We start from the raw sequence: 16867 nt of genomic DNA, 5'->3' as shown, positions 1-16867 counted from the left end.
CGGGCACGGGAGTGCGGCGGCCCGACCGACGGCCTGACGCCCGCCGGGCGGTGGTCCGGGGGCGCGGCGGCCGTACCGACCGCCTGACGACCCGTCACGCGCTGGGTACGGGAGCGTGGCGGCCGACCGCCGCGAGGTCCGCGCCGATCCGGCCCGCCGTCTCCCGCAGCCGCGGCAGGAGCACCGCGAGGCTCTCCTCCGGCGCGCAACGGCCCGCGTTCAGGGCGACGTTGAGAGCCGCGACGACCCGCCCCGACCCGTCGCGCACCGGAACGGCGATCGACCGCAGTCCCTCCTCCAGCTCCTCCTCCACCCAGCCGAAGCCCCGCGCGGCGGTCACCGCCACCGCCTCCCGCAGCTCCCCGGGCCCGGTCAGCGTCCGGGGCGTCAGGGCCTCCGGGGTGACCCGGGCGAGGCGGGCGTCCCGCTCGGCCTCCGGCAGCGCGCCCAGCAGCACCCGGCCCATGGAGGTGGCGTAGGCCGGCAGCCGGGTGCCGACGACGATGTCGATGTGCAGGAGCCGGCTGCCCGCGACCCGCGCCACGTACCGGATGTCGTCGCCGTCGAGCACCGCGACCGACGCGGACTCGCGCACGGTCCGGACCAGCCGGACCAGGTGCGGGGTGGCGATCTCGGGGAGGGTGAGGGCGGAGAGCCGCGCGTGGCCGAGTTCGAGGACGCGGGGGAGCAGGACGAAGCCCGCCGGCTCCTCGCGTACGTACCCCAGGTGGCGCAGGGTGAGCAGGGAGCGGCGGGCGGTCGCCCGGGGCAGTCCGGTGAGCCGGGCGAGATCGGTGAGCCGGGCCGGCCCGCGTACGGCTCCGAAGGCGCGCAGCACGTCCAGGCCCCGGGCCAGCGACTGGAGGAAGCCGGAGCCCAGCTCCTCCTTCAGGGCGGGGCCGTCGGTGGCGGGGGCGGCAGCGGGGAGGACGTCGGCGGCCCGCGGGCGTCCGGTGTCGGCCGCGAGCGCCGCCTCCATGGCGGCGGCGGTCCGGGTGAGCGCCGGCAGGGCCAGGGCCTCCAGGGCCGCGGCGTCGTGCCGGCGGGTGTGGCCGGCGACGCTGACGGCGCAGACCACCGCGCCCGCCGGGTCCCGTACGGGGAGGGCGATCGCCACGAGCCCCGGCTCGATCAGCTGGTCGTCGACGGACGCCCCGCGCTCGCGGGCCCGCCGCACCCGGGCCGGGAAGCCGGCGTCGTCCGGGTGGGCGCCGTCGTGCCGCTCGCGCCACGCGGCGAACCGCTCCTCGTCCCACGTGGCGGCGAACAGGGCGCCGGGCGCGCAGGACTCGGCCGGCAGCAGGTCACCCGGGCGGAAGGAGAACGCCATGGCACGGCGCCGGGTCGCCTGGGTGAGGAAGCGGACGCCGTCCCCGTCGGGGACGGCGAGCGACACCGGCGCGTCGAGGCGTTCGGCGAGCGCGGCGGCGTGCGGGCCGAGGAGCGCCGGCAGCCGGCAGTGGTCGAGATAGGCGTTGCCGATCTCGGCGGCGCCGGGCGCGAGCAGGAGGTCGCGTCCCTCGGCGCGCAGCACGCCGAGGACGCCGAGGGTGGTGGCGACCCGGTCGACCGTGGACCGGGCGAGGCCGGTCTCCCGGGCGATCTCGCCGAGACCCCGGCGTCCGTCCGGTCCCGCGACCACGGACCGCAGCACGGCGAGCCCCCGGTCGAGCGGGCCCACCACCTCGTCGGGCTTCGCCGCCGTCATGTCCGTCCTCCTCTGGAGCCGGGAGAACGGTACCCGGCTCCGGAGGAGGTCAGGGGGTCAGGCGGAGAAGCGGTAGACCGCCTGGGCCACGCAGGCCGGCTTCTCGGAGCCGTCGATCTCCACCGTGAGGTCCACGACCACCTCGACGCCGCCGCGCACGTCCGTGACCGTGTCGATCCTGCCGTGCGTGCGGATCTTCGAGCCGACCCGGACGGGCGAGGGGAAACGGACCTTGTTCAGGCCGTAGTTGACGGCCATCGAGACGCCCTCGACGCGCAGGAGCTCGCTCCACATGGGGATCAGGAGGGAGAGGGTGAGGTAGCCGTGGGCGATGGTGCCGCCGAACGGGCCCGCGGCGGCCCGCTCCTCGTCGACGTGGATCCACTGGTGGTCGCCGGTGGCGTCGGCGAAGGTGTTCACCCGGGACTGGGCGATCTCGACCCAGGAGCTGTGGCCGAGGTCGGCGCCGGCCTGGGCGCGGATCTCGTCGATGCCGTGGACGGTGAGGGACATGGGTGTCTCCTGAAGGTGGGAAGTCGGGAGGAGAGGGGGTGGTTCAGGGGCAGGGGCAGGGGCAGGGGTGCGGTGCAGGGTCGAGGGGGCGGTTCCGGGGCAAGGGGGCGGTTCCGGGTCAGGGGGTGGGAGCGTCGCCGTAGCGGTCCCTGAGGGGCCCCTTCAGCAGCTTTCCGGTGGCGTTGCGGGGCAGCGCGGGCGCGAGGACGACGCTCCGCGGGAGCTTGTAGCGGGCCAGCAGGCCCTCCAGGTGGCCGAGGAGTTCCCCGGCGGTGGGCGAGGTGCCGGGGCGCGGTACGACGACCGCGCGGCCGACCTCGCCCCAGCGGGTGTCCGGGACGCCGAAGACGGCCGCCTCGGCGACGTCGGGGTGCCGGAGCAGAGCGTCCTCGACCTCGGCGGGGTAGATGTTCTCCCCGCCCGAGATGATCATGTCCTTCAGGCGGTCGACGAGCGTGACGTAGCCGTCGGCGTCGACGGTGGCGACGTCGCCTGAGCGGAAGTCACGGCCGTCGCGGAAGGCCGCGGCGGTCGCCTCCGGGAGGTTCCAGTAGCCCGGGGTCACGTTCGGCCCCGAGACCACCACCTCGCCCTTCTCGCCGGGCGCCGCCTCCGTGCCGTCCGGGCGCACCACCCGCACGTCGGTGAAGAAGTGCGGCACGCCCGCCGAACCCGCGCGGCTCGCCGCCTCGGCGCGGCCCAGGACCAGCGCGCCGGGAGCGGTCTCGGTCATCCCGTACCCCTGGACGAAGGCGAGCCCCCGCTCCAGGTACGCCCGTGCCGTGCGGCCCGGCACGGGCGCCCCGCCGCACAGCAGCAGCCGCAGACCGCTGAGGTCCGTCTCCGCCCAGGCGGGGGCGGCGGCCATCGCGTCGTACATCGTCGGTACGCCGAACAGCGCGGTGACGTGGTGCAGTTCGATGAGGCGCAGCGCCCGCTCCGGGTCGAAGGCGGACTCCAGGACCACCGTGCCGCCCTTGAGCAGGGTCGGCAGGCAGCTCATGTTGAGCGCGGCGGTGTGGAAGAGCGGCGCCCCGACGAGGGCGACCTCGTCGCCGGTGACGTCCGTGTCGACGACGACGTTGAGGCTGTTCCAGATCACGTTGCCGTGGGTGAGGACGGCGCCCTTGGACCGGCCCGTGGTGCCCGAGGTGTACATGATGAGGCAGACGTCGTCGTGGCCCACCTCCTCGTCGAGCGGCTCCGCCGGCGCGGCGGCGAGCAGCTCCTCGTACCCCTGGCCGGGGCCCTCGCCCTCGACGGAGAGGAGGGTGGCGAGCCCGGCGGCCGAGGCCAGCGCGGCCGCTCTGCCGTCGGGCTGCCGGGCGTGCACCAGCACCCGGCTGCCGGAGTCGGTCAGCTGGTGGGCCAGTTCGGCGACGGCGAGCCGGTTGTTGAGCGGGACGAAGACCGCGCCGAGCATCCCGGCGGCGAACAGCGTCTCCAGGTACGCCGGATGGTTCGGGCCCAGGAAGGCGACCCGGTCGCCGCGCTCCACGCCCGCGCGCCGCAGCGCGTGGGCGAGGCGCGTGCAGCGCTCGTGGAGGGTCGCGTAGTCGGTCGCGCGCCCTTCGTGGAGGAGGGCGGTGCGGCGGGGGCTCCTGCGGTTCCGGCGGGCCGGCCAGGACCCGATGCCCTGGTTGCGCATGGCGTCTCCCTCGGAGGGTGGTGGGACTCGGGTGGTGGTGGGACTCGGGTGGTGGTGGGGGCTCAGGACCGCGTGAGGCCGAGCAGGCGGGCCGCGTTCTCCTTGAGGATCTTCGGCCGGACCTCGTCCTTGAGCGGCAGCCCGGCGAAGTCCGCGAGCCAGCGGTCCGGGGTCAGCAGGGGATAGTCGGAGCCGAAGAGGACCTTGTCCTGGAGGAGGCTGTTCGCGTAGTGGACGAGCTGCGGCGGGAAGTACTTCGGCGACCAGCCGGACAGGTCGATGTACACGTTCGGCTTGTGCGTGGCCACCGCCAGCGCCTCGTCCTGCCAGGGGAAGGACGGGTGGGCGAGGACGATCCGCATGCCGGGGAAGTCGGCGGCGACGTCGTCCACGTCCATCGGGTTCGAGAACTTGAGCCGGATCCCGCCGCCGCCCGGGGCGCCCGCGCCGATGCCGGTCTGCCCGGTGTGGAAGACGGCGATCGCGCCCGCCTCCTCGATGGCCTCGTACAGCGGGTAGGCCATCCGGTCGTGGGGGTGGAACGCCTGGAGGTTCGGGTGGAACTTGAACCCCTTGACCCCGAACTCCTTGGCCAGGCGCCGGATCTGACGGACCGCCGCCTTCCCCTTGTACGGGTCGACGCCGGCGAACGGGATGATGACGTCCGGGTTCTCGGCGGCGGCTTCGGCGATCTCCTCGTTCGGCACCGGCGGGGTGCCGGTGGCGGACTCCGCGTCCACGGTGAAGACCACGCAGGCCATCGCACGCTCGCGGTAGTACGCGGCGATCTCCGGGAGCGTGGGGTGCCGGTGCCCCGTCTTGAAGTACGCCCCGGCGGCGGCGTCCAGCTCGGCCGAGAGCGACGCCCCGCCCTTCGCGGAGACCTCCGCGTGGGCGTGCATGTCGATGGCGACGAGCGCGTCGAGGTCCATCACGGCGGCGCTCACAGGACCGGGGCGGGGATGCCGTAGGTCTCCGGGGCGCGGCCGACCGAGACCGGCCAGGCGGCGGCGATCGCGTCCGCGCTCCAGCCGCCGTCCGCGTACGCCACCGCGATCTCCTGGGGGTGCGACCAGAGGGCGAGCTTGTCGCCGCCGATGCCGATGCACTGGCCGGTGACGCCGGCCGAGGCGTCGGAGGCGAGGAAGGCCACCAGGCCGGCGACGTCCTCGGGGGTGCCGAAGCCCTCGCCCTTGCGCAGGCTGTCCGGGAGCGGGACGCCGTCCCGCTCCAGCGCCTCGACGTGCGGGGCGAAGGCCGGGATCGTCCTGGTCATGGCGGTGGCGGCGACCGGGACGACGGCGTTGGCGGTGATGCCCGCGCGGCCCAGCTCCATCGCCCAGGTGCGGACCATGGCGGCGATGCCGGCCTTGGCGGCGGCGTAGTTGGTCTGGCCGAAGTTGCCCCGCTGTCCCGCGGGGGAGCCGGCGACGACGATCCGTCCGCCGTCACCCTGCTCGCGCATGCGCTCCACGGCGGCGCGGACGCAGGTGAACGTGCCGCGCAGATGCACCTGGACGACGGTGTCGAAGTCGTCGTCGGTCATCTTCCACAGCACCCGGTCGCGGAGCACGCCCGCGTTGGTGACCATCGTGTCGATCCGGCCGAAGCTGTCCACGGCCCGGGCGACGAGCGCGTCGGCCGCCTCGGCCGTACCCACCGGCACCACCTCGGCGACGGCCCGCCCGCCCGCCTCGGTGATCTGCCGCACGGCGGCGGTCGCGGCCCCGGCGTCCACGTCGTTGATCACGACGGCGGCGCCGGCGGCGGCGAGCGAGCGGGCGTAGGCGAGGCCGAGACCGCGGCCGCTTCCGGTGACGACGGCCACCTTGCCGGTGAGATCCACCGGGTTCGGCTGAGGAGGGGTCATGAACGGGGTCCTTCCCGTGAGTCGAGGGACGCCGGGGGCGGGGCGCGGGAACGGCGCCTCGCATACCCACCGGCGGCGCCCAAGTTAGGCAGTTTCTCGGCTGCGGTCAACAAAGTGCCGAATATTCTTCGGGAAGCGACCTCCCCGGCGACCCGCCCGCCTACGCTGTCCCCGTGACCCCCTCCGCCCCGCGGCGCGCCGCCGAAGCCGAGCCCGAATCCGGCGCACACGGCGCCGCGCCCCGCCCCCAGTCCCTGATGCTGAGCTTTTTCGGCATCCACGTGCTCGGCACCGGCACCGCGCTCTCCTCGGCGAGCGTCATCGACGCCCTCGCCCGCGCCGACGTCGGCGAGGACGCCGTCCGCTCCACGCTGACCCGCATGGTCGGACGAGGGCTCCTGGACCGGCACCGGCGCGGCCGCCGCATGTACTTCTCGCTCACCGAGCGCGCCGCCGCCGTCCTCGCCGACGGCGAGGAACGCGTCCGGCGCACCGGCGCGGTCAACCGCGCCTGGGACGGCACCTGGACCCTCGTCGGCTTCTCGCTCCCCGAGTCCTGGCGCCGGGAGCGGCACGACCTGCGCTCCCGGCTCGTCTGGGCCGGCTTCGGCCCGCTCCAGAGCGGCCTGTGGGCGGCCCCCGGCCGCGTCGACGTCGAACCCCTCGCGGCGGAGCTCGGGCTCGGCGACCGTATCAGGGCCTTCCACGGCCAGGCCGCCGCGCCGACCGAGGCCGGCCCCCTGCTCCGTACCGCCTTCGACCTCGACGCCATCGCCGCCGGCTACCGCGCCTTCTCCGCCCGCTGGGACGACGGGGGAGCCGCCTCCGCCGACGCCCGCGACGACCTCGGCCGCCAGCTGCTGCTCCACACCGACTGGCTGGAACTGGTCCGCCGCGACCCGTACCTCCCCGCCGAACACCTCCCCGACGCCTGGCCCGCCGAGGCCGCCGAGCGGAGCTTCCGGACGCTCTCGGAACGGTACGACCCCGGCGCCCGCCGCATCGCGGAAGAGCTCCTGGACCGCTGGGACCCGCGGAGCTGAACGGCATCGGTCCAGGTCAGAGCCGATACGGGCATCCTTACGTCAACACCATTGACCTTGTCCTGCGCGGCCGGGTCTCATGGGCGGCACCTCGGAAGGAGCCCCGCGACCGGGCTCCTCCGCGATCCGAAGGACACCCCCATGGACCACCTGAAAGCGCTGCGGGACACCGCTCCGACCCCGTTCTGGCTCGCCGACCCCCGCCGCCCGCCGGCCACCCCCGCCCTCGTGGGAGGCACCACCTGCGACCTCCTGGTCGTCGGCGGCGGCTACGCCGGCCTGTGGACCGCGCTCCTCGCCAAGGAACGCGACCCCTCCGCCGACGTCGTCCTCATCGAGGGCGAGGAGGTCGGCCACGCCGCCTCCGGCCGCAACGGCGGCTTCTGCGAGTCGAGCCTCACCCACGGCCTCGGCAACGGCCTCGCCCGCTGGCCGGGCGAGATCGCCACCCTCGAACGCCTCGGCCGGGAGAACCTCCAGGCCATCGAGGACGCCGTCGAGCGGTACGGGATCGACTGCGACTGGGAGCGGACCGGCTCCCTCACCATCGCCACCGAACCCCACCAGGTCCCCTGGCTCGCGGAGGAGGCCGAGACCGCCGAGCGGTACGGCGCCACCACCGCCCTCCTCGACGCCGACGCCGTCCGCGCCGAGATCGACTCGCCGACCTTCCTCGGCGGGGTGTGGAACAAGAGCGACACGGCCATGGTCAACCCCGCCCGCCTCGCCTGGGGCCTCAAGCGCGCCTGCCTCGACCTCGGCGTCCGCGTCCACGAGCACACCCCCGGCCTCGCCCTCGACGAGCACGGCGCCGTCGTCGCCGTCCGCACCCCCTACGGCCGGATCACCGCCCGCCGCGTCGCCCTCGCCACCAACGCCTACCCGTCGCTGCTGCGCCGCCACCGCCCCTACACCGTCCCCGTCTACGACTACGCGCTGATGACGGAACCGCTGAGCGCGGAGCGGCTCGCCGCCCTCGGCTGGAAGAACCGCCAGGGCTGGTCCGACCCGGCGAACCACTTCCACTACGTGCGGATCTCCGCCGACGACCGCGTCCTGTGGGGCGGCTACGACGTCGTGTACGACCGCTCGCGCGGCGTCGGCGCCGAGCGGGACCGGCGCCCGGAGACCTTCGCCACCCTCGCCCGCACCTTCTTCCGCACCTTCCCGCAGCTGGAGGGGGTCCGCTTCAGCCACGCCTGGGGCGGCGCCATCGACACCAGCACCCGCTTCTGCGTCTTCTTCGACGCCAGCCACCGGGGCAAGGTCGCGTACACCGCCGGCTTCACCGGACTCGGCGTCGGCGCCACCCGCTTCGGCGCCGAGGTGATGCTCGACCTGCTGGCCGGCGCCCGCACCGAGCGCACCTCCCTCGCGCTCGTACGCCGCAAGCCGCTGCCCTTCCCGCCCGAGCCGGCCCGCTCGATCGGCATCGGCCTCACCCAGCGCTCGCTCGCCCGGTCCGACCGCGACGAGGGCCGCCGCGACCTCTGGCTGCGCACCCTCGACCGCCTCGGCCTCGGCTTCGGCAGCTGACCGCCCCCCCACGTACGCTGACCCCCGGACCCCGGAGGAGACGGCGATGGACGCACGGCTGCTGCATGTCTTCGACATGGACGGCACCCTGCTGAGGGACACCTCGGCCAGTCTGGAGATCGCCTCCCGGCTCGGCTGCCTGGACGAACTCCGCTCCCTTGAGGCCGACTTCGCCGCCGGGATCATCGACACCCGGGGCTTCGCCGCCGCCCTGCACGGGCTGTGGGGCGCGCTCACCCCCGAGGTCGTCGCCGACGCGTTCGACGGCGCGCCGTGGATCGGAGGGCTCGCCGACGTCCTCGCGGACATCCGGAGCCGGGGCGACCGGGCCGTCGTCGTCACCCTCTCGCCGGACTTCTTCGCCGACCGGCTCCGGGGCCTCGGCGTCGACGCCGTCGTGGCCTCGGGCTTCCCGCCACCGCCCTTCCGGACCGCTCCCGACCCCGCGAGGATCCTCGTCCCCGAGGACAAGGTGACCGCCGTCGACCGGCTCCGCTCCTCCTTCGGGCTCGACCGGGACTCCTGCGTCGCGTACGGCGACTCCGGCTCCGACGTGCCGCTCTTCTCCGTCCTGCGGCACACCGTCGCCGTCAACGCGGGCCCCGGGCTGCGCGCCCTCGCCCGCGCCGGCTACGACGGGGACGACCTGCGGGCCGCGTACGCCCTGGGCAGGGAACTGCGCGCCCGTCCCTGAACGAGCCGGTACGGGCGCGCGGTTCGCGGGTCACCAGGTGACGGGCCTGCCCCCGAAGGTGACGGCGAGCGAGCCGTTCGAGGCGAAGGACCAGCCGAGCGCGCCGCCGTAGTTCGCGCAGCGCGAACCGTTGGTGCCCGTCCAGAACTGGTTCGTGGCGTCGGCGTCGCCCACCAGCTTGTCGTTGGTGCCGCCGCCCGTGCTCCGGCAGGAGGTGTTGCCCCGGAAGACGGAGGTGCCCGCCTCGAAGGTGAAGTTGCGCTGCGCGTTGTCGACAGAGATGTTCTCGGAGACCTTCAGCGAGCCGGGGTTGCTGTTGTAGGTGAAGCCGTGCTTGCCGTTGCGGTACGCGATGCTGCGCCGCACGACGTGGTCGACGGCGATGGACTCCCCGCCGAGCTTGTAGCCGTTGCGGTCGCCGTTGGCGTTCACGGTGCCGTCGGAGAGGGTGCCGTTGGTGTACGCGAGGGAGTACTCGACCGTCACCGGGTCGATCGGGCCGGTGTCCGGCTTGGTGTAGAGGTCCCAGCCGTCGTCGATGTTGTGGTGGGCGACCGCGTACCGGAAGACGTTGCCCGGCCCGGTGGTCAGCTTCGCCGCGAAGCCGTCGGCGTTCTCGCCCGCCGTGTCGGCGTTGTCGTGGGACTCGACGCTCACCATGAGGTTGCGGGCCGGCCACCGGTCGCGCGGGGTGGAGGAGGCGATCCGCCCGAGCTGGAGGCCGGTGTCCCGGTTGAAGCGGGTGACCGTGCGCTCGATGACGTTGTCGCTGCCGCCGACGTAGATGCCGTTGTCGCCGGCGCGCTGCACGATCAGGCCCTTCACGTGCCAGAAGTCGCCGTTCAGGGCGAGCCCCCGGTTCGAGGAGGACTCGGCCATCGCGGAGAAGTCGAGGACCGGCGTTTCGCCCGGGTAGGCGGCGATCGTCTTGCGGGCGGCCGAGGTGCCGTTGTTGCCGGCGGCGACGGTCACCGTCTGCGCGTGCGCGTACGTGCCGCCGCGCAGGTAGATCGTGCCGCCGGCGCCGACCCGGGTGATCGCGGAGGCCAGCGTCGTCGGATCGGCCTGGGTGCCGGAGGCGCCCGCGGTGCCGGTCGGGGACACGTAGAGCGCCGGTCCTGAGGGGGCGGGCGTGTCGGCGGTGGAGAGCTCGACGTGGTCGACGTTGGGCAGCCCGGCGGCGGTCGTCGGGCTCAGCCGGACGGTGTTGTTTCCGGCCGCGACCGGCACGGTGAACGTCTTCGACGTCCAGCCGGTCCAGGTGCCGGTGGACGCGAAGGACGCCCCCGCCGCCACGGTCGTGCCGTTGACGAGGACGTCGGCGGGGCGGGCGGTGGTCGTCCCGTTGGCGAACCGCACGGTGAGCGTCGCCGTCCCGGCGGCGGGCGCCGCCACGGTGAACTGCGCCGCGGCGCCCACGGCGTTGGTGCCATTGCAGAATCCGCTGCCGGAGAACCCGGTCCAGTCGGAGTCGATCGTTCCGGTGCAGAGGGCGGGCGAGGACTCGGCCTCGTACCGGGCCGTCGCGGCCTGGGCGCCGCCGGCGGCGGACAGCGCGACGAGGGTGCCGGCGACGAGGCCCACGCTCACGGCGAGGGAAGGGGTGCGCATCGGTGTCTCCTGGTGGGGGAGGCGGCTCGGACACAGTGGAGAAAGCGCTTTCTGGGACTGCTCGCGCCGACGCTAGGGCGAGTGTCGAAGACACGTCAAGATGCGGGTACGTGAAGGCTGTTCATGAATATGAACGTGAGGGGGTGTCGTGAGGGGTCGGATTCCGCGGCTTCGGAGCGGTCCGGGAGCCGCTCCGATGTCGGCTGGGGGCGCCACCGTCCGCGGATTCCGCGGCCGAGGGGGTGGCCCGGGAGCCGCGGACGTCAGCTGGGGGCGCCGCCACCGTCCGCCGGCGGCACGGGCTGCGGGCGCAGGACCATCAGCGAGTCCTCCACGGCCGCCACCATGGCGAACGGGAAACGGTCGAGCTCCAGGCAGAGGGCGACGTCGTCGGGGTGGGCGCCCTCGCGTATCCCCGTCGCCAGTTCGGCGGCGGCCCGGGACGCGGCGGCGCGGCGGAGGAACGCGGCGGCGTCCGTGCCGGGTTCGACGGTCCGGCCGGCGATGTACTCCGCGCAGGCCAGATCCTCGTCGGCCCGTCCGTCCTCGCCGGTGACCACGAACGTGACGGTTCCGGCCGCGCGCTCCCGCAGGACCCGCGCGGTCGCCTCCGCGACGACGAACCCGGCGCACAGCACGAGTTCCGCGTCCTTCACCGCCAAGGCGCCGACCGTCCCCGCCGTGGTCTTCTGCACGACGGTCCGCCCGGCGAGGTCGGCGGAGCGCAGCAGCCCCGGGGAGTTGACGAGGCCGAAACCGGGCGCGGGCGGCCCGTCCTTGAGCGCCACCCACTCCGGGTGGCGGGACCGGAGCGCCAGCGCCTCGGCCCGCGACGCGGCGAGGACGATCTTCTCGGCGCCCCGGGCGAAGGCCCAGGCGGCCACGGTGTAGGCGCGCATGACGTCCACGACGACCGCCACGGACGGTGCCGCGGACGGGACTTCGGTGAGGGCGGGGATGCTGAGGAAGCGAGCGTCCATCCGGATCATGATTCCGTACGGAGGCGCTGCGGTGCCCCGACCGTGATCGGCTTCACAGGGGCGGACCGGGCCGCGCGAAAAATGGCTGGGGGTGCCGGAAGTCCCGCCCTACGATGGCCCGATGCCGTCCATCAAGCAGCTCCAGATCACCTTCGACTGCGCGGAACCCGAGCGGGTCGCCCGCTTCTGGCGTTCCGCGCTGGGGTACGACGCGCCCCCGCCGCCGGAGGGCTTCGCCTCCTGGGACGAGTTCGACCGTACGGAGCCCGGACGGAGGGGCGCCGACTGGGCCTCGATCAACCCGGTGGACGGCGAGCCCCGGCTGTTCTTCCAGCGCGTCCCCGAGGGCAAGGTCGCCAAGAACCGCGTGCACCTCGACGTACGGGCCGGCACCGGGCTCGTCGGAGCGGAGCGGCTGACCGTCCTGGAGGCGGAGTGCGCCCGCCTGGTCGCGCTCGGCGCGGTGCACGACTACACGCTGTACGCCGACGGCGAGAACGAGTCCTGCATCGCGATGCGGGACATCGAGGGCAACGAGTTCTGCCTCGACTGACGGCGCGCGCGACGGCGTGCGGCCCCCCGCCCGTCCGGGCCGGAAGGCCCGGGCGGCCGCGTCCGCACGCACCGCGCCGCCCCCCCCGCCTCGGCGGCGCGGCGAGGCCACGGGCGCCGGGCCCGCGCGGCAGCGATCGGGCGGGTCCGGGCGTCGAAGCCCGCTCAGCGTGTCAGGCAGGGTGCCGCCACGGGCATCGAAGCCCTCGCGACTCCGCTCAGGTGGCCGTGGGGCCACCGCCGCAGGTGCCGTAGCCCGCGCGACTCCGCTCAGGCGTCCGTAAGGCCACCGCCACGGGTGCCGTAGCCCTTGCGGCTCCGCTCAGGCGTCCCCCGGCCAGGCGTCGCTGCGCCATTCGCGTTCCTCGACGCCCCGGTCCCGGTGGGCGGCGAGCGCGGCGGCGAGGTCGCCGTGGACGGCGATGCCGCCGGGCCTCCCGTCACCGAAGCCGCCGTCCGCCCCGCCTCCGGGCACGGCGGCGAGCTCCAGGCCGCGCCCCTCGGCGGCGAGCCGCGACGCGGCCTCGGACACGGCGAGCCGGCCGCCGTCGGACCAGCCGCGCAGCCCGGTCAGGTCCAGCACCACGGGCCCGGTGCCCCTCGCGACCGCCCAGCCGACGGCCCCCTGGAACCGTCCCACGGCCTCCTGGCCGAGGAAACCGGCCAGGGAGAGCACGCCGAGGCCGGGGTGGATGGTGTAGCGCCACTCGATGGTCATCGTCGTCTCTCCTCGCTCCCGGCCATGTCCCGGCCGTCCGGAGCATCCTCACCCGAGAGTGTGTTCCCGTGCACGGCGGTCCACGGATCGGTCACCCGTCCCGAGACGCGGACAGCTCCCCCTCCCTCCGGCGGTCCGGCCCGGCCCCGCCTCCCTACGATGGGCGCATGGCGGATCCCGTACGTGAACAGGCGCTGTCCCCCGTCTCCCCCGTCCATCCGCGCACGCCTGGCGCGCCGGAGCTCGCCGCGGCGGCCGAGGTGTTCGGGCTGCTCAGCGACCCCACCCGGCTCCAGCTGCTGTGGGTGCTGACGCGCGGGGAGGCCGACGTCGGCGCGCTGACGGAGGCGTGCGGGGCCGCCCGGCCCGCGGTCAGCCAGCACCTGGCCAAGCTGCGGCTCGGCGGGCTCGTGCAGGCGCGGAAGGACGGGCGGCGGATGGTGTACGCGCTGCCGGACGGGCATCTGAAGCGGCTGGTCGTCGAGGCCCTGAACAGGGCGGACCACGTGGTGACGGGGGAGCCCTGGCACGACTGACAGCCCCCGAGGGCATACATGTGCGCACATGTGCACGCGTCGGCTAGGGTGAAGAGGACCGCATCCGACCGCCGACCGGGGGCGTCCCCATGCTGTCCGTCCTGCGCGACCGCACCTACCGGCACCTCTTCCTCGCCCAGGCCGTCGCCCTCACCGGCACGGGCCTCGCGACCGTCGCCCTGGCCCTTCTCGCGTACGACCTCGCCGGCGTCCACGCGACCGCCGTGCTCGGCACCGCGCTCGCGCTCAAGATGGCGGCGTACGTCGGTCTGGCACCGCTCGCCGGGGCGCTGGCCCGGCGGCTGCCGCGCCGGACCCTGCTCGTCGGCGCCGACCTCGTCCGGCTCCTGACGGCGCTGGCCCTGCCCTTCGTGGACCAGGTCTGGCAGGTGTACGCCCTCGTGCTGCTGCTCCAGGCCGCCTCGGCCGTCTTCACCCCCGTCTTCCAGGCGACGATCCCGCGCGTCCTGCCCGCGGAGCGCGACTACACCCGGGCCCTCGCCCTCTCCCGGCTCGCGTACGACCTGGAGAGCCTGGTCAGCCCGCTCCTCGCCGCCGCGCTGCTCACCCTCGTCCCGTACGACGGGCTGTTCACCGGCACCGCGGCCGGCTTCCTCCTCTCCGCGCTCCTCGTCCTGCCCCTGCGCCTCCCGGAGGACGCCGGGAGGCGCCCTTCGGAGCGACGGATCCCCGGCGTCCGGCTCTTCCTCGCCACGCCCCGGCTGCGCGCCCTGCTGGCGCTCGACCTCGCGGTCGCCGCCGCCGGCGCGCTGGTCCTCGTCGACACCGTCGTCCTCGTCCAGGACGGCCTCGCCCGCCCGCCCGGCGACGTCTCCCTCGCCCTCGCCGCGTTCGGCGCGGGCTCGATGACCGTGGCGCTGCTCCTCCCGCGCCTGCTGGGCCGTTCGGGTGGCCGCGCCGTCATGCTCCCCGCCGGCGGCGCCCTCGCGGCCGTGCTCGCCCTGATCACCGCCGGACTGGCCACCGGCTGGGGCGACGCCCACCCGGGGGCCGCCTGGCCCGGGCTGCTCGCCCTCTGGTGCTGCCTCGGCGCCGCCACCTCGGCGGTCCTCACCCCCGGCGGGACGCTGCTGCGCCGGTCCGCCGCCGACCCCGACCTGCCCGCCGTCTTCGCCGCCCGCTTCTCCCTCTCCCACGGCTGCTGGCTGCTCACCTACCCGCTCGCCGGCTGGCTCGCCGCCCGCGCGGGCACCGCCGTCTCCGCCGCCGCGCTCACCGCCGTCGCCCTGGCCGCGGCCCTCGCCGCCGTCCGCCTCTGGCCGCGCGGCGACCCCGACGCACTGGAGCACGCCCACCCCGAACTCCCCGCCGGCCACCCCCACACGGCCGCCGCCACGGGCCCGGACCACCGCCACGTCCACCCCTTCCGCATCGACCCCCTGCACCCCCACTGGCCCACCCCCACCGGCTGACCCCTCACCATCAGGCACCATCCCCTCCACGCCCGAGCCTCCAGACGCCACCGCCCCGTCCCCCGACGTCACCGTCGTCGGGCCCAACGGCCCCGACGGGCGCTCCGAGCCGACCGGGCCGCGGGCGTCCGCGAGGCCCGACCCGGTGCGGTACGGCGCTGTGTCCGGGGGTGTGGGAAACGCGGTCGAGCGCGGAAAGGAAGCCTGAGAGGGTGGGGTGTTCCCGGGGCCGGCGCGGCCCCGGGCCGCCGTCGTAGCCGAGAGGACGCCCCGTGCCCCGTGCCGTCAGCCTCATTCGTTCCGCCACCCTGTCCGGCGTCGCCGAGTACGCGTACGCGGCGACCGCGCCGGCCGAGGCCCGGCTGATCTTCCTGGCGGGCGCCTGCCCGCTCGACGCCGACGGGGCGACCGTCGCCGTCGGGGACTACCGAGGGCAGGCCGCGGCCTGCGTCGAGAACCTGCGGACGGCGCTGAAGGACGCCGGGGCCGGGATCGAGGACGTCATCAGCACCCGGGTGCTCGTCGCCTCCACCCGGCAGGCCGATCTGGTGGCCGCCTGGGAGGTGGTGCGGGACGCCTTCGGCGCGCACGACGTGCCCAGCACCCTCATGGGCGTGACCGTGCTCGGCTACCACGACCAGCTCGTCGAGATCGAGGCCGTCGCCGCCGTCCTCGACGCCTGACGGAAGACCGCGCCCCCGGCACCCTCGCGGGGTGCCGGGGGCGCGGCCCCTCGGGTCAGCGGACGATCAGGTCCGGGACGAGGGCGCGGAGTTCGGCGAACGGCAGGACGCCGTCGCGGACGAGGAGCGGGGTGTCGCCGCTGAGGTCCACGATGGACGACGAGACCGCCCCGGCCGTGCGCCCGCCGTCGAGGTACACGGCGACGGAGTCGCCGAGCATGCCCTGCGCGGCGTCGCAGTCCTGGGGGGACGGCTGGTCCGTCAGGTTGGCGCTGGAGACCGCCAGAGGGCCCGTCGCGGCGAGCAGTTCCAGGGTCAGCGGGTGGTCCGGCATGCGTACGGCCACCGTGCCGCCGGTCTCGCCCAGGTCCCAGTCCAGGGACGCGCGGTGGCGCACCACCAGGGTCAGCCCGCCCGGCCAGAAGGCGTCGATCAACGCACGGGCCGCGTCCGGGAGTTCGTCCGTGAGCTCGGCGAGCGCCGCGGCCGAGTCGACCAGGACGGGGGAGGGCTTGTGACGGCCCCGGCCCTTCGCGGCCAGCAGCGAGGCGACCGCCTTCGGGTCGAAGGCGTCCGCCCCGACCCCGTACACGGTGTCCGTCGGCAGGACCACCAGCTCGCCGCGGCGCACCGCGGCGGTGGCCTCGGCGAGGCCCGCCGCGCGGGCGGCGGGGTCGGAGCAGTCGAAGCGGGACGTCACGCCGGGGTGCCCTCCTCCACGACGGCGCCGCGGGTGGTCACCAGGCGGGCGGTGCCGCCGGCCAGCTCGTAGCCGAGGCCGACGACGGCCGTCTCGCCCGCCGCGACCTGGTCGGAGAGCACGCGGGAGCGCTCGAGCAGCAGGTCCACGGTGTGCCGGATGTGCTCGTCGATGATGTCGCTGTCCGAGGTCAGGCCGGCGTTCCTGGCCGCGAGGACGCTCGGCGTCACCCGCTCCACCACGTCGCGCACGAAACCGGTGGCCGCGAAGCCCTCCTCGACGGCCGCGCGGGCCGCGGCGACCGCGCCGCAGGAGTCGTGGCCGAGGACGACGACCAGCCGGGCGCCGAGGACGCTCGTCCCGTACTCCACGCTGCCGAGGACCTCGGGTCCGGCGACGTGGCCGGCGGTGCGGACGACGAACAGGTCGCCGAGCCCCCGGTCGAAGATGATCTCGGCCGCGAGCCGGGAGTCGGAGCAGCCGAGGATCACGGCGAACGGGTCCTGGCCGGGCGCGAGCTCGGTACGGCGGGCCGCGTCCTGGTTGGGGTGCTCGGGCGTGCCCGAGACGAAACGGCGGTTGCCGTCGAGGAGGGCGTCGAGGGCGAGGGCCGGAGAAGTTCTGGGCATGCGGACACCCTAT

The 16867-nt window shown here is 75.1% G+C and carries 17 protein-coding genes; 7 read left to right on the top strand and 10 right to left on the bottom strand.

The features are described from left to right. Nucleotides 1–94 precede the first annotated feature (94 nt). The 5 genes from ACIGHB_RS21015 to ACIGHB_RS20995 all read right to left on the bottom strand — a co-directional run bounded on the left by ACIGHB_RS21015 (nt 95) and on the right by ACIGHB_RS20995 (nt 5739). Entirely contained in the window at nt 95–1708 is a 1614-nt protein-coding gene (locus tag ACIGHB_RS21015; protein ID WP_399914966.1) for an IclR family transcriptional regulator C-terminal domain-containing protein, read from the bottom strand. Nucleotides 1709–1765: 57 nt separating this feature from the next. After that, nucleotides 1766–2221, bottom strand: a complete 456-nt coding sequence (locus ACIGHB_RS21010) for a MaoC family dehydratase (RefSeq protein WP_360320213.1) — start codon at nt 2219–2221, stop codon at nt 1766–1768. A gap of 118 nt (nt 2222–2339) precedes the next feature. Then, nucleotides 2340–3869, bottom strand: coding sequence for a long-chain fatty acid--CoA ligase (locus ACIGHB_RS21005; protein ID WP_399914963.1), 1530 nt, complete (start codon nt 3867–3869; stop codon nt 2340–2342). Between the two features lie 62 nt (nt 3870–3931). Further along, entirely contained in the window at nt 3932–4801 is an 870-nt protein-coding gene (locus ACIGHB_RS21000) for an amidohydrolase family protein (RefSeq protein WP_399915045.1), read from the bottom strand. 11 nt (nt 4802–4812) lie between these two features. After that, nucleotides 4813–5739, bottom strand: a complete 927-nt coding sequence (locus ACIGHB_RS20995; RefSeq protein ID WP_399914961.1) for an SDR family NAD(P)-dependent oxidoreductase — start codon at nt 5737–5739, stop codon at nt 4813–4815. Between the two features lie 173 nt (nt 5740–5912). Here ACIGHB_RS20995 and ACIGHB_RS20990 point away from each other — a divergent pair, with 173 nt between their 5' ends. From ACIGHB_RS20990 to ACIGHB_RS20980, 3 genes are all read left to right on the top strand, one after another. Then, on the top strand, nt 5913–6782 hold the full coding sequence (locus tag ACIGHB_RS20990; RefSeq protein ID WP_360320204.1) for a PaaX family transcriptional regulator C-terminal domain-containing protein: 870 nt from the start codon (nt 5913–5915) through the stop codon (nt 6780–6782). A 141-nt stretch (nt 6783–6923) separates the two neighbouring features. Next, nucleotides 6924–8318 carry an NAD(P)/FAD-dependent oxidoreductase gene (locus tag ACIGHB_RS20985; protein ID WP_399914959.1) on the top strand — a complete coding sequence of 465 codons (1395 nt, stop codon included), beginning with the start codon at nt 6924–6926 and terminating at the stop codon, nt 8316–8318. 46 nt (nt 8319–8364) lie between these two features. Beyond that, a complete protein-coding gene (locus ACIGHB_RS20980) occupies nt 8365–9012 on the top strand; it encodes an HAD family hydrolase (protein ID WP_399914957.1) in 648 nt (215 codons plus the stop codon). Between the two features lie 30 nt (nt 9013–9042). Here the strand turns inward: ACIGHB_RS20980 and ACIGHB_RS20975 are convergent, their stop codons facing one another. Next, nucleotides 9043–10623, bottom strand: a complete 1581-nt coding sequence (locus ACIGHB_RS20975) for a carbohydrate-binding protein (protein WP_399914955.1) — start codon at nt 10621–10623, stop codon at nt 9043–9045. Between the two features lie 263 nt (nt 10624–10886). After that, on the bottom strand, nt 10887–11603 hold the full coding sequence (locus ACIGHB_RS20970; protein WP_399914953.1) for a 2-phosphosulfolactate phosphatase: 717 nt from the start codon (nt 11601–11603) through the stop codon (nt 10887–10889). A gap of 121 nt (nt 11604–11724) precedes the next feature. On the opposite strand from ACIGHB_RS20970, the gene ACIGHB_RS20965 reads away from it, so the two are divergent. Next, the gene (locus ACIGHB_RS20965; RefSeq protein ID WP_360320189.1) at nt 11725–12156 is read left to right on the top strand and encodes a VOC family protein; all 432 of its coding nucleotides are present in this window, start codon (nt 11725–11727) and stop codon (nt 12154–12156) included. A 321-nt stretch (nt 12157–12477) separates the two neighbouring features. Here ACIGHB_RS20965 and ACIGHB_RS20960 read toward each other — a convergent pair whose 3' ends face one another. Further along, nucleotides 12478–12873 carry an anti-sigma factor antagonist gene (locus ACIGHB_RS20960; protein ID WP_360316730.1) on the bottom strand — a complete coding sequence of 132 codons (396 nt, stop codon included), beginning with the start codon at nt 12871–12873 and terminating at the stop codon, nt 12478–12480. 167 nt (nt 12874–13040) lie between these two features. Here ACIGHB_RS20960 and ACIGHB_RS20955 point away from each other — a divergent pair, with 167 nt between their 5' ends. The 3 genes from ACIGHB_RS20955 to ACIGHB_RS20945 all read left to right on the top strand — a co-directional run bounded on the left by ACIGHB_RS20955 (nt 13041) and on the right by ACIGHB_RS20945 (nt 15525). Beyond that, nucleotides 13041–13409, top strand: a complete 369-nt coding sequence (locus tag ACIGHB_RS20955; protein ID WP_360316733.1) for a metalloregulator ArsR/SmtB family transcription factor — start codon at nt 13041–13043, stop codon at nt 13407–13409. Nucleotides 13410–13498: 89 nt separating this feature from the next. Next, nucleotides 13499–14842, top strand: a complete 1344-nt coding sequence (locus ACIGHB_RS20950) for an MFS transporter (RefSeq protein ID WP_399914950.1) — start codon at nt 13499–13501, stop codon at nt 14840–14842. A gap of 272 nt (nt 14843–15114) precedes the next feature. Next, entirely contained in the window at nt 15115–15525 is a 411-nt protein-coding gene (locus ACIGHB_RS20945) for a RidA family protein (RefSeq protein WP_360316739.1), read from the top strand. A 55-nt stretch (nt 15526–15580) separates the two neighbouring features. Here ACIGHB_RS20945 and ACIGHB_RS20940 read toward each other — a convergent pair whose 3' ends face one another. Then, nucleotides 15581–16225, bottom strand: a complete 645-nt coding sequence (locus tag ACIGHB_RS20940; RefSeq protein ID WP_399914948.1) for an L-threonylcarbamoyladenylate synthase — start codon at nt 16223–16225, stop codon at nt 15581–15583. Next, on the bottom strand, nt 16222–16854 hold the full coding sequence (locus ACIGHB_RS20935) for a carbonic anhydrase (protein WP_360316745.1): 633 nt from the start codon (nt 16852–16854) through the stop codon (nt 16222–16224). Before ACIGHB_RS20935 ends, ACIGHB_RS20940 begins: the two co-directional genes overlap by 4 nt. Between the last annotated feature and the right edge of the window lie 13 nt (nt 16855–16867).

Origin of the sequence: Streptomyces sp. NPDC085460 (assembly GCF_044541975.1) — a bacterium.
In the GTDB taxonomy this organism is placed as follows: Bacteria; Actinomycetota; Actinomycetes; order Streptomycetales; family Streptomycetaceae; genus Streptomyces.
Note: the sequence above shows the minus strand (reverse complement) of the source record. Positions and strands in the feature narration are given on the sequence as shown.

Bases quoted from the DNA above. Each gene is read 5' to 3' on its own strand.
- ACIGHB_RS21015 (WP_399914966.1), bottom strand. From the start codon at position 1,708: ATGACGGCGGCGAAGCCCGACGAGGTGGTGGGCCCGCTCGACCGGGGG.
- ACIGHB_RS20970 (WP_399914953.1), bottom strand. From the start codon at position 11,603: ATGGACGCTCGCTTCCTCAGCATCCCCGCCCTCACCGAAGTCCCGTCC.
- ACIGHB_RS20980 (WP_399914957.1), top strand. From the start codon at position 8,365: ATGGACGCACGGCTGCTGCATGTCTTCGACATGGACGGCACCCTGCTG.
- ACIGHB_RS20935 (WP_360316745.1), bottom strand. From the start codon at position 16,854: ATGCCCAGAACTTCTCCGGCCCTCGCCCTCGACGCCCTCCTCGACGGC.
- ACIGHB_RS20955 (WP_360316733.1), top strand. From the start codon at position 13,041: ATGGCGGATCCCGTACGTGAACAGGCGCTGTCCCCCGTCTCCCCCGTC.
- ACIGHB_RS21010 (WP_360320213.1), bottom strand. From the start codon at position 2,221: ATGTCCCTCACCGTCCACGGCATCGACGAGATCCGCGCCCAGGCCGGC.
- ACIGHB_RS20950 (WP_399914950.1), top strand. From the start codon at position 13,499: ATGCTGTCCGTCCTGCGCGACCGCACCTACCGGCACCTCTTCCTCGCC.
- ACIGHB_RS20965 (WP_360320189.1), top strand. From the start codon at position 11,725: ATGCCGTCCATCAAGCAGCTCCAGATCACCTTCGACTGCGCGGAACCC.
- ACIGHB_RS20960 (WP_360316730.1), bottom strand. From the start codon at position 12,873: ATGACCATCGAGTGGCGCTACACCATCCACCCCGGCCTCGGCGTGCTC.
- ACIGHB_RS20975 (WP_399914955.1), bottom strand. From the start codon at position 10,623: ATGCGCACCCCTTCCCTCGCCGTGAGCGTGGGCCTCGTCGCCGGCACC.
- ACIGHB_RS20985 (WP_399914959.1), top strand. From the start codon at position 6,924: ATGGACCACCTGAAAGCGCTGCGGGACACCGCTCCGACCCCGTTCTGG.
- ACIGHB_RS20995 (WP_399914961.1), bottom strand. From the start codon at position 5,739: ATGACCCCTCCTCAGCCGAACCCGGTGGATCTCACCGGCAAGGTGGCC.
- ACIGHB_RS21005 (WP_399914963.1), bottom strand. From the start codon at position 3,869: ATGCGCAACCAGGGCATCGGGTCCTGGCCGGCCCGCCGGAACCGCAGG.
- ACIGHB_RS21000 (WP_399915045.1), bottom strand. From the start codon at position 4,801: ATGGACCTCGACGCGCTCGTCGCCATCGACATGCACGCCCACGCGGAG.